The sequence below is a fragment of the Enterobacter sp. WPR_3_1 genome (assembly GCF_003635055.1).
GTDB lineage: Bacteria > Pseudomonadota > Gammaproteobacteria > Enterobacterales > Enterobacteriaceae > Enterobacter > Enterobacter ludwigii.
In genome coordinates this window covers 212,039-222,751 of sequence record NZ_RBXU01000015.1, presented here as the reverse complement: position 1 = coordinate 222,751, position 10,713 = coordinate 212,039, and the positions used below count along the sequence as shown (strand labels likewise).

Annotated in this window: 13 protein-coding genes and 1 pseudogene; 10 read left to right on the top strand and 4 right to left on the bottom strand. The window is 52.9% G+C overall.

Annotation, left to right across the window (positions count from 1 at the left end; all coding sequences use genetic code 11):
• The 8 genes and pseudogenes from BJ887_RS21980 to BJ887_RS21955 all read left to right on the top strand — a co-directional run.
• The coding region (locus BJ887_RS21980) for a DUF2345 domain-containing protein (protein ID WP_121340450.1) at nucleotides 1-560 on the top strand (560 nt) is incomplete at its 5' end.
• On the top strand, nucleotides 561-1,022 hold the full coding sequence (locus tag BJ887_RS23260; protein WP_229216881.1) for a hypothetical protein: 462 nt from the start codon (nucleotides 561-563) through the stop codon (nucleotides 1,020-1,022).
• Nucleotides 1,015-1,446: a hypothetical protein gene (locus tag BJ887_RS23255; protein ID WP_229216880.1), complete on the top strand. Its 432-nt coding sequence runs from the start codon at nucleotides 1,015-1,017 to the stop codon at nucleotides 1,444-1,446. Before BJ887_RS23260 ends, BJ887_RS23255 begins: the two co-directional genes overlap by 8 nt.
• Before the next feature lie 144 nt (nucleotides 1,447-1,590).
• Entirely contained in the window at nucleotides 1,591-2,013 is a 423-nt protein-coding gene (locus tag BJ887_RS23250; protein WP_229216879.1) for a hypothetical protein, read from the top strand.
• 63 nt (nucleotides 2,014-2,076) lie between these two features.
• A pseudogene (locus tag BJ887_RS21970) lies at nucleotides 2,077-2,277 on the top strand (VgrG protein); the annotation flags it as partial.
• Nucleotides 2,278-2,502: 225 nt separating this feature from the next.
• Entirely contained in the window at nucleotides 2,503-2,952 is a 450-nt protein-coding gene (gene tssE, locus BJ887_RS21965; protein WP_014169450.1) for a type VI secretion system baseplate subunit TssE, read from the top strand.
• Nucleotides 2,953-3,042: 90 nt separating this feature from the next.
• On the top strand, nucleotides 3,043-3,387 hold the full coding sequence (locus BJ887_RS21960) for a hypothetical protein (protein ID WP_104440251.1): 345 nt from the start codon (nucleotides 3,043-3,045) through the stop codon (nucleotides 3,385-3,387).
• A gap of 87 nt (nucleotides 3,388-3,474) precedes the next feature.
• The gene (locus tag BJ887_RS21955; protein WP_121340445.1) at nucleotides 3,475-4,866 is read left to right on the top strand and encodes a VasL domain-containing protein; all 1,392 of its coding nucleotides are present in this window, start codon (nucleotides 3,475-3,477) and stop codon (nucleotides 4,864-4,866) included.
• Nucleotides 4,867-5,129: 263 nt separating this feature from the next.
• Here the strand turns inward: BJ887_RS21955 and BJ887_RS21950 are convergent, their stop codons facing one another.
• The 3 genes from BJ887_RS21950 to hpxO are packed head-to-tail and all read right to left on the bottom strand — an operon-like array spanning nucleotide 5,130 to nucleotide 8,299.
• Nucleotides 5,130-6,080, bottom strand: coding sequence for a PDR/VanB family oxidoreductase (locus tag BJ887_RS21950; RefSeq protein ID WP_121340444.1), 951 nt, complete (start codon nucleotides 6,078-6,080; stop codon nucleotides 5,130-5,132).
• A gap of 12 nt (nucleotides 6,081-6,092) precedes the next feature.
• Complete coding sequence (gene hpxD / locus BJ887_RS21945; protein ID WP_032677828.1) at nucleotides 6,093-7,127, bottom strand: molybdenum cofactor-independent xanthine hydroxylase subunit HpxD; 1,035 nt, start codon at nucleotides 7,125-7,127, stop codon at nucleotides 6,093-6,095.
• 17 nt (nucleotides 7,128-7,144) lie between these two features.
• Complete coding sequence (hpxO, locus tag BJ887_RS21940) at nucleotides 7,145-8,299, bottom strand: FAD-dependent urate hydroxylase HpxO (protein WP_121340443.1); 1,155 nt, start codon at nucleotides 8,297-8,299, stop codon at nucleotides 7,145-7,147.
• Between the two features lie 242 nt (nucleotides 8,300-8,541).
• On the opposite strand from hpxO, the gene uraD reads away from it, so the two are divergent.
• Nucleotides 8,542-9,042 (top strand): 2-oxo-4-hydroxy-4-carboxy-5-ureidoimidazoline decarboxylase, encoded by a 501-nt coding sequence (gene uraD, locus BJ887_RS21935; protein WP_121340442.1) that lies wholly within the window; start codon nucleotides 8,542-8,544, stop codon nucleotides 9,040-9,042.
• Nucleotides 9,039-9,362 (top strand): hydroxyisourate hydrolase, encoded by a 324-nt coding sequence (gene uraH / locus BJ887_RS21930; RefSeq protein WP_121340441.1) that lies wholly within the window; start codon nucleotides 9,039-9,041, stop codon nucleotides 9,360-9,362. The genes uraD and uraH overlap by 4 nt, the downstream gene beginning before the upstream one ends.
• Here uraH and guaD read toward each other — a convergent pair.
• Entirely contained in the window at nucleotides 9,342-10,661 is a 1,320-nt protein-coding gene (gene guaD, locus BJ887_RS21925) for a guanine deaminase (RefSeq protein WP_032670561.1), read from the bottom strand. The two genes, uraH and guaD, sit on opposite strands and share 21 nt — an antisense overlap.
• Nucleotides 10,662-10,713 lie beyond the last annotated feature (52 nt).

Here is a 10,713-nt window from a genome sequence, read left to right as displayed (position 1 = left end):
TCGGAACAATGGGCAATCTGACCGCACTGGCCGGAGAAAAACTGGGGCTCTTTGCCCGGACCGGACAACTGAGCGTCAAATCCGGAGAAGGGCCAATAGATATCCATGCGCAAAACGCCAGCCTGCGGTTGCTTGCAGAGAAGAAGCTGACGCTGAGTTCAGCGAATGACATCTCCCTGGCCGGAAAAAAACGTATCACGCTGATCGGCGGCGGAAGCTATCTGAGGCTGGAGGCGGGAAAAATAGAATACGGTACGACAGCGTCGTATCTGCGTAAGGTGAAGCGGACTATGTTTGCTGGTGCACATTCAACAGCAATGTCATCAATATCAATGGCATTAGTTGAAGATTTAATCAGGAATGGATTCTTCGATGAACAATTCCGGATCTTGAATGATAGTGGTAAGCCTATGGCCAATGTGCCGTATTTTATCTCTAGCGAAAGTGGTGAAACATTTAAAGGGGTCACCGATAATCAAGGTCTATGCAAACGCGTTTTTTCAAAGGAATCATCCAAACTTACCGTTTGGCTAGGTGTCCAAGCTCTGGAGAGATGGTAGATGACTGAGCATTCAACTTTAACTAATGAAACTCCACATTCAACGCACGACGTAACTGGTTTGTTAATGCCAGCTCGTGCGTTTTTCTTTATTATTGTCGACGAGCCTGGGAAAGATGGTTTTTTGGTAAGAAAAATATATGCTTCAAAATCTAACCCTTATTTGTCCCAAATGGATTTATCGCCACTAAGATTACTTTCAGAGACAGATCCAGAGCGGTATGGCTTACTTCCCAAAAGTTTTGATACAACAGTTAGTGTTGCTGAGCATGTGATGGGTAAAAACAAATCACCCTATATCTCTACAAGCTCTGTTTTTCCCGGCGGTTCTCCCAGATTTGATGGTAAGTCAATATATATTGACGTCGAGAAAGCATTAAAATCTGGAGCAGAGTTAGTTACGACTGATGAAATTTTGAAAGCACTTGATGAATACAAAGTAAAAAAACCCACATTTGGTTAAACGTGTTTATAAGATTGCAGCATTTGTAAGAGATGTTGATAAGGAAATTTTGATAATGGGTGAGGAAATACCTGAGAAAGCCATTTTCACACCAGAATCTCTTAGCTTAGTAAAAGGGATGGCGAAAGCAGGTAGGGTAGTTCAGGTCGTAGGGATAGTTCTTACAGCGTATGATCATGAACAAGCCACTGAAAAATCTATAAAGACCGGAAGTGTAAAACCTATCAGCGCTGAAGTTATACGACAAGCAGGGGGTTGGGGCGGATTCGTCGCGGGAGCTAAAATAGGAACCGTTGCTGGTGCGGCAGTGGGAGTGGAGACAGGTCCAGGTGCAGTTATTACAGGACTTATTGGTGGTATAATATTCGGCTGTGCTGGGTATTATGGTGCGGACTGGATTGCGGATTACATAGATGAAAATTAAATTTATTGATTTTTTCAGAAAAAAAATGATCTCCAAGATATTTACTCAGCCTCAGGCTTTGAAGTCTTGGCAAAATCGATAAATACATACCCATTTTTTTTGTGTCTGAAAAGTAACAATGTATATGCATATTCATCAAGATTTATGGTTAAACCTGGCGATGTAGATAAAGTAGAAAAAATAATAGAGTCTTTTTTTCGGAAAAAAATTGAAAATGAAAAGGTATGTTTAATCAATAATGAGAAAATAGTACACTACTATAAGTTTAATGAACTTAGTCAAATAGTGCTTGATATAATCACTAATGATAATGATAATGATAATGATAATGATAATGATTTGATTAGAAAACTCTGCAATGAGCACTTTGAACCGCCAGCTCCTGATACTGTTTTTCCATATTCTGATTTTGAATCAGTGGGCAGTTTACAAGGACAGATAGGTCTGTGGTGGAACGTTTACTGGTCTCCTTTTTGGATATCTTTATCTGAAGAAGATAAAGCGAAGTACTTAGAGCGTAATAACATATCTGGTGAATTGAGAGAATTTTTGATACTTCATAGTTAATATGTATTTACCGGGTTGTCGGCTCGTTTTGAAAACTTGAGTTAAAAAATTGGTTAGAATCTGACCTGGCACACCCTTGCCACCGGCACGGTCGCCACGCGGGATTATAACTACCGGACAGCCTCCACACCGATGGATGCGACGGTCAGCGTGCGTAACGATGCGGTCACCACCGGGGAGCATTACCGCTACGCAGCGCCTTATCGTGACGCAGGTGATGACACCGGCCCGGAGCCGGAGACCGAATCCATTACATTTCTAGCAACATCTATAAAACCAAAGCACTCTTCAGTAATCTTTAGCCTGGTTATTATCTTTATGCTTTATTCTTGGTATGGAACAAATCCACTTCGAGTAATATTGATGTTTTGTTCCTCATTATCCGGTTGCTTAATAATTATTTTTGCAAAAAAATCCTTAAAAGAAACATAAGGTAATTCACATCCCTTAGAACCTAAACCTCTATCATTTAAAATAATATGCTATATTATGAATCAAAAAACGCCCTCTTTATATGAAATTCTTACCGGCAACTTTACAGGGGATCTTCCCCTTGAAGTTGTAAACGAAGAAGACCAGGTTATTTTATCTGTACTGGATAACATCCAGCGTATTTTGAACGCCCGAGCCGGGACCATATCCCATTTACCAGATTATGGTTTGCCGGACATGACCAAAATTCTGCAAGGCATGCCGGGTACAGCCCACGAGCTGATCGATACGCTGGCCGGTGTCCTGCTCAAGTATGAACCCCGTTTGCAGTCCCTCAATGTAACTTTACTCGAACAGCACGTGCCAGGAGAGTTGCGTTATGCCATTGATGCTGAGCTTAAGGGCATTGGCCTCGTACGTTACGGCACCGAGTTTATGCCCGAAGGACGCGTGATGCTGAGGCACCTGAAGCAACAGCAGTATCTCGATACCGCAATTCGTGTGTAAGGCCAGACAGCTTTCATCAGTTCCAACACACAGTAAGAGTCAGGCCGATATTGCAGATTTTTGCCATCGAATGCGCAGCTTCAGGAGCAAATGGACGCGTGGCTGGAGGGTACCGGATTGAACGAGGGGACGCTGAATACATCCGTTACGGATCTGCTGGTGGAGTACGGGGCTCTTGAGATTACCGATATCTTTCTGTGTGTAGATGACCAGTCTGTGAAATTTACACCAGTATTTTTGTACGGCCAGGGCGTGACCGGATGCGTGGAAGTGACCCTTCATGCAGAAGGCTGCGTGATCTCTCTGGGGCGCCTGTTCATACGGGCAGGTCATTTCAGTGACTGGACCTTTAATCCCCCGGGGATGTTGCTGCGCACAGTACAACCTTTTGATCAAAGTACTTCTTTTTGTCTGATTTTAGCGCTTCTTTCATAGCTGTTAACCTGGCAGTACCAGCAGACTTGTGGTGAAGCTGCATAAACAGGAAGTACAGCACCGCAACCTTCATTTGGATATTCAGCCATGAATGACATCAATCCACGAAAAATCAAAACCGGTGGCGATCCGCGCACGCTAGCGGATTATGCCACCCTGCGTGATGAACTGAGTAAACTGACACATCCGGCCCGTCCGGATGTGAACTGGCATTATGTCGAAAAACTCTGCCTTTCACTGTTTGAGCAAAACGGTGTGGAGTTACAGACGGCGGCCTGGTACACGCTGGCACGGACGCAACTGGCCGGCTTATTCGGCCTCAATGAAGGCCTGGCGATACTGGATGCGCTGATAAGCCATCAGTGGGGGACACTGTGGCCGCAGCCGGTACATGCCCGCATGGAAATCCTCAGCAGTCTGAACCAGCGTCTTCAGCAACGGATGCGCTCGCTCCCGCTCAATTACAGCGACCTCAGACAACTGTATCGGGCTGAGCAACTGCTTGGCAGTCTGGGGGAGGTGCTTCAACGTCTGGAGCTTAAGCATCTGAGCCAGCTCGATACGTTGCGTTCCCTGATGCACAACAGCGCTGTCCGGCTGGAAAACAGCAACGATACAACCAGTACCGGGTCGAATATTCAGTCTGGTATTGTCCTGCCTGCCACCGTAAAGAATGGTGCAGTAATATCAACAGGCTCTCATACCGGTAGTCTCTCTGAAGAGACCCCTGCGCCAGACAGCCCAGTGAAGTGGGTATTCGTTGCACAGCCAGAACACCACGCTAATGTGGAAGTACTGACGGCAATGCCCACTCAGGTAAAAAAGTGGAAATCCTTCGCTGCCGGAATGTGTACCATGCTGATAATAAGTACGGGCGCAGTGTGGAGCTGGCAATTTCTTCACCGGCCAGACCCGCTACAGACTCAGCTTGCTGCCTCACTGGCTCCGTTACCTGCACCTCTCGCGCCTCAAAAACTGGATATGTTGCGTCAGCAATCTCCGTCATCACAAACAATGATAGAACAAACACAGCAGCAGCTTGCCCGACTGGATAAATTGCCTCCTGACTGGAGTATTACTTACAGCCGAAAACTTACAGAACAGGCTCAGGTGCTGTGGCCGGAGCAAGCAAAACCCCTGACACAACAGTGGCAGCAACACCTTAATGCTGCCGCATTACCGGTAGAACAGCTCAATGGCTGGTATAAGGGGATGTCAACGCTACAAAAATTGAGTGACCGGCTGAACGGGCTTGATGAGCAGAAAGGCAAATACATGACGGTCAGTGAACTGAAGTCGGTTGTATTTTCCGTCCGGCAGTCTTTTAACCAGTCCATACCGGCTGAAGAGCAACTGCGTATCTTGTCAGAAAATCCTCCTGGTGTACCTTTACCTGCAGCTGCGAGATCTCAGTTGGAGATGCATCTGAAACAACTGGCAGCCCGATATGCTGAAATAAAACGGAATGCATCAGAGTAAATCCATCGTTAAGATACTTTAAAACTCGTCATTATGACGGGAAGTTTCACGGATATTTCCCCCTTTTAAGATGATGACGTGTCAGGCCAGTTATGCTGCCATGAGGGATCGTTTTATCGTCCGTTCCGCTGTTTTTGAGGTGATATCGGTAATTATGGACATGCTTTTTTCTCCGAAACCCTGTATGCCATTTGTTTTGACTATCCGTGGATCCCGCCAAATTTAAACACCCTGCGATAGCAATATCGCAGGGTGTTTTCGTTCTACAACCCAATAACCAGTTCCCCTGAATGGCTTCGCGAGCAGCACAGCGCCACCTGCTGGTCTGCCGCGCTTTTCTCCGCCTCCGACTGCACGCTATCCCGGTGATCCACTACGCCGTCGATAACCGGCGTCAGACAGGCGCCGCAAATCCCCATTTCACAGGAGAGCGGTACCGCCACGCCGTTTTCCAGCAGCACCTGCGCGATAGTTTTGTCCGCCGGCACCGGCCAGCGCTCGCCGGTTGATGCCAGCTTGACTGTAAAAATCTCGCCCGTTTCATTACAGTCGGCGGGCATAACGGGCTGGAATGCTTCGCTGTGAAGATTGCTCTCAGCCCAGCCTCTCGTGAGGGCGACCTGATACACTTTCTCCATAAAACCTGCCGGCCCGCAGACCCAGGCGTGGAAACCGGGCGCTGGCGTGGGCATGTGCTCTGCCAGCGCAGTGCGCGGGCTGATGGTATGGATGACACACTCGCCGCGTTTAAATTGCCTGAGTTCACGCGCAAACGCCGCGTTGCCATGCTCTTTAACGTAATAGTGCAGCGTAAACGGGGTGCCGGAAGCCTCCAGCTGCCGGGCCATCGCATACAAGGGCGTTATGCCTATCCCTGCCGCCAGCAGCAAGAAGCGTTCAGCCTCGTGCAGCGCAAACAGATTGCGCGGTGAGGAGATAAGCAGTTTCTGCCCCGGACGTAGCGTCTCGTGAACATAGCGTGACCCGCCGCGCGAGGCGGTTTCACGTCCTACGCAAATAAGATAGCTCTCGCTGTCGCTTGCCCCGGTCAGCGAATACTGGCGAACCAGCCCGCAGGGCAGATGCACGTCAATGTGCGCCCCGGGCTGCCAGCCCGGCAGGGCTTCACCGCATTCTGACACCAGCCTGACGGCGAGACTCTTATCCCCCTCACGCCAGAGACCGTCGACAATAACGCTTAACATTTCGCTCATCACGTTCCTCCGTCACACCAGGAAAAACTCGCCGAAGCCCATCTTTTTCAGCCCCCGGCGGTAGGCAATAGAGCTTTTATCTGCAGGGATGTGGGCTTCCAGAGTCAGATCCAGCGGCAGGCTTTCCGGGCGCTGCGTCTCAACCATCAGGCGGTCTTCTTCAAAAATACGCAAATTGAAGGCGTGCACTTCCTCTACCGGAATATGCAGGTCAAAGTTGCGCGCGATAGGGGCGAACATGCGGGTTACCCGTGAAGAGACGGGCGAGGCGGCGTTCATGATCACCAGCCTGGCTTCCCCCGGAAAATGGATCGTCAGCGTGGCGGTAAACGGCAGATGCATTTCAAAATGACGCAGCCACTGGAAGCCTTCCGGCGCCTGGACATCGGAGCTGGCGGGGTAGTTGCTCACCGAGCTCCAGTAATCGGCAACAAAGCCAAACGGCGTCTCCTGGGGCTGATAATGGGGTACCAGCGGATTATTGGGGTCAGCAAAGGTGTCAGTGTGGATCCAGGCAAAATGCGCCACGTCCAGAAACCCTTCCACCTGACGGCCGGCGAAGCCATTCACTTCAAACGCCGGGCAGTTGATCTGCTGAAATCCGTCGTTATCCCAGTGCGGCATGGTGGGCAGCGGCATTGGGTTATCCGGATCAAACGCCAGGCAGGTCCAGATCAACCCAAAGCGCTCCTCCACGGCATAGTTGATCAGGTTAAGCTTCGCGGGAACCGGCTGGTCAGGGCTGGACGGAATGCGGTTGCAGCGTCCATCTTCACCAAAGCGTAAGCCATGATAAGGGCAGATAATCCCGTGTTCATCGTGAAAGCCCAGCGTCAAAGGTACGCCGCGGTGCGGGCAAACGTCCCGGGCGACCACAACCTGGTCTTTGACGCGGTAGATAACCAGTTGTTCGTCGAGCAGGGTGGCTTTGACCGGTGCCGCGCCGATGTCGCAGGCGCGAGCAACCGGATGCCAGCATTTTGCCAGACGCAGCCAGTCCTCTGGCTCAAACGTACAATGGGCGGGTGGAGTCGGTTGTATTTTCATGGTTGTCCCTCTCGCGTTCAGCCTAAAGGCCCGGCCTGAATGGTGTCGCACAGACCGTTAATGATGCGCTCTCCGGTCTCTTCTTTGAGCTCCTGGTACCAGGCCCGGGTCAATGCCATGTCTTTGCCATGCGTGATATCACAGCGTTTACGGGCCTTAAGCACCAGGTCGCGGACCCGGTCACAGCGCAGCGCTTCGTACTGCCGCAACGCCAGTGCGATGTTGTGGTTCTCGCGCAGGCAGTCACCCAGCACCACGGCGTCCTCCATCGCCGCGCATCCGCCCTGGCCGATATCCGGCGTGGTGCTGTGCGCGGCATCGCCAAGAAGCGCCACGTTGCCGCGCACCAGGGTGTCGAACGGTTCAATGTCGTGGATTTCGATACGGTTTGTGGTCTCGGGATCCAGCGCGGCGATGAGCTTCTGTACCGGTGGCGCCCAGCCGCGGAAATAGCCCGTGAGATCGGCGCGAAGGGTAGTGCGATCTTCCGCCAGCCCGAGGGGGAGCGGAACATCAAAAAAGAAATAGAAGCGTCCGCCGGCGACGGGCATCAGCGAAACGCGCTTGCCCTCGCCGACGAAGGTGGTCCACTGGTGCGCAGGGGCAATCTCTTCATCAATCTTCACCAGCCCGTTCCAGTTGACGTAACCGGCGTAGCGGCGCTCGGGCGTATAGCCCAGCACGTACGGGCGAACCGCGGAGTGACTGCCATCGGCGGCAATCAGGAAATCCCCCGTCGCGGTAGTACCGTCGATGAAGGTGACGGTGATGCCAGCCGCGTCCTCACGGACGCTTTCAACGCGTTTGCCGAACTGAACGTTCTCGTGCCCCCAGAAGTTCAGCATTTCGCGCTGCAGTTCCGTACGCGACACGGGGCAAGGGCGACCGCCCGTGCGCTCGACCAGCGGGGCAAGGCTAAAGCGGGTGAGGGTATCGCCGCGCCGGTGATCCTTATAGGCCATAAAGCGCATAGGGCCGCCGTAGGTCTCGATGATGTCGCCCATTCCGAGGTGCTGCATGCATTTCACCCCATTGGGCCAGATGGAGATGGCCGCACCGACGGGCTTCATCTCTTTCACGGCCTCAAACACGGTACAGTCGATTCCCGCCTTCTTCAGCGCTACAGCGGCGCTCAGGCCGCCAATGCCCGCGCCAATAACGATTGCTCTCATGCTTCTCTCCTTTTGCAGGGTGTAAAAAGGAAAGAGCAATTTGCGTACCAGGCTGCAGAGTGGCGAAAAGCGCGTTGTTTGAAGCGGTTTTGCACTGCTAAGGTGCGCAAACGCGGTGAGAATGCCTTTTTATGAATCAATAATTTCCTGTTGTGCGATCCGGAATCGACTGTTTCATGGGGGATGGCAAGAGTGGCGTAGTTTGTGCAAAGCGATAAAACGACGATATGACGGGAGTGAGTATGATTGCATTGCAAACTTTTAATCAACTGAGCCACGAAGAGGCGCTCGCGCATTTGCAGCCCTGCGTGGCGTTGCCCGACTGGGCCGATGCGCTGGTGCGGGGGCGGCCCTATTTACACCGCAAAGCACTGTTCGACGCCGCCCGGGCGCTGGCACAAACCTGGGATGAAACGGCGCTTACGCAGGCCCTGAATGCGCACCCGCGAATTGGTGAGAAACCGACGGGCGCCCGGGCGGAGGCGGTGCTTTCGCGCCAGGAGCAGGGCGCCGTCGACAACCGCGACAGGCAGCTGGCACAGGCACTGCAGGAAGGGAACGCTCGCTATGAGGCCCGTTTTGGACGCGTGTTTTTGATCCGCGCGAAAGGCCGTAGCGGTGAGGCGATTTTACGCGCCCTCAACGCCCGGCTGGAAAACAGCGATGCGCAGGAGGTACAGGCCGCACTGGAACAGCTGCGGGAAATTACGCTGCTTCGGCTGGAAGGAGTCATTGACGAATGAGTACGTTAAGCACGCATATTCTTGATATTTCAACGGGAAAGCCTGCGCAGGGCGTAAGGGTTTATCTTGAGCAGGACGGCGCCGTATTGGCCACTGCTTTCACTAACGCCCAGGGGCGCATCACCGCGTTTATTCCTTTCCTGCCTGCAGGACGTTACCGGCTGGTGGCCGAGATAGGGGCTTGGTTCACCGAAACCGGCCGCGACACGCTTTACCCCTGCGCACAGATCGATTTTGTGACGGGAGAAACGGCAGACGAGCACTTCCACCTGCCGTTTGTGATTGCGCCGGGCGGGTGGTCAACCTACCGCGGCAGTTGACCACACCTGCACACCGTTGACCCAGGTCTCGCTAATATTGCGCTCGTCGCCCAGGGTCATCAGCACAAACAGCTGCTCATAAATGTCCTGACAGCGCCGGTTACGCAGGCGCTGTAGCGGCGTAACGGCCGGGTCGATGACGATAAAATCGGCCTCTTTGCCGGGGGCGAAATTGCCAATCTTATCGTCCAGCCTCAGGGCGTGAGCGCCGCCCAGCGTGGCGTGATAAAACGCTTCGCTGGCGCGCAGGCGGTAGCTCTGCAGCTGACCCACCTTGTACGCCTCCCCGAGGGTGCGCAGCATGCTGAAGGTGGTTCCGGCACCCACATCGGTGCCAATGCCCATACGCACCTGGTGTTGCCAGCAGGCGGGTAAGCGGAACAGTCCGCTGCCAAGAAACAGGTTCGAGGTGGGGCAAAACGCCACCGCCGAGCCGGTATCGTGCAGACAGCGCCACTCGCTCTCATGGAGGTGGATCCCATGGGCAAACACGCTGCGTTCGCCGGTCAGCCCGTAATGATGATACACATCCAGATAACGTTCATGTTCCGGCCACAGATCGCTTACCCAGGCCACTTCATTTGGGTTTTCGCTCAGATGGGTCTGCATCCAGGTGTCGGGAAACTCCTCTCTGAGCAGGCTGACCGCGGCCAGCAGTTCCGGTGAGGAGGTCGGGGCAAAGCGTGGCGTAATGGCGTAGCCCAACCGTCCACGGTGGTGCCAGCGCTGGATCAACTCGCGCGTCTGCCGGTAGCTCTCTTTCGCGGTTTCACTCAGGTAGTCAGGCGTGTGGCGGTCCATCATCACCTTGCCGGCGATAAGGCGCATGTTAAGGCGCAGGGCCTCGGTGAACAGCGCCTCGACCGATTCAGGATGCAGCGTACAAAACACCAGCGCGGTGGTGGTGCCGTGGCTGACCAGTTGGTTGATGAAAAACGCCGCAATCTCTTTCGCATAGGCCTCATCGGCAAACTGGCTTTCTACCGGGAACGTGTAGGTGGTCAGCCACTCCAGCAGCTGCTCACCAAAAGCGCCAATCATCTCCGTCTGCGGGTAATGGACGTGGGTATCGACAAAACCCGGGAGCAGCAGTTTGCCGCGCAGGTCGGTGTACCCTTTGTAGGGATCAAGATACTGCTCGCCCTCCTGCCAGGCCATCTGCGCCAGAATTTTGCCGTTATGGATGAACAACAGCCCGTCTTCAAGGTAGCGCGCCTGTTGGGCGATAACGTCTGCACTGTCGCAGACCTGGGCAATATCAAAAAATGCACCGCGGATCGCAGTCTGGTAGTCCATCATGATTCCTGCCTTAGTGTTTGCGTAGCGGGGTGATGAGACTGAGCAAAAACGG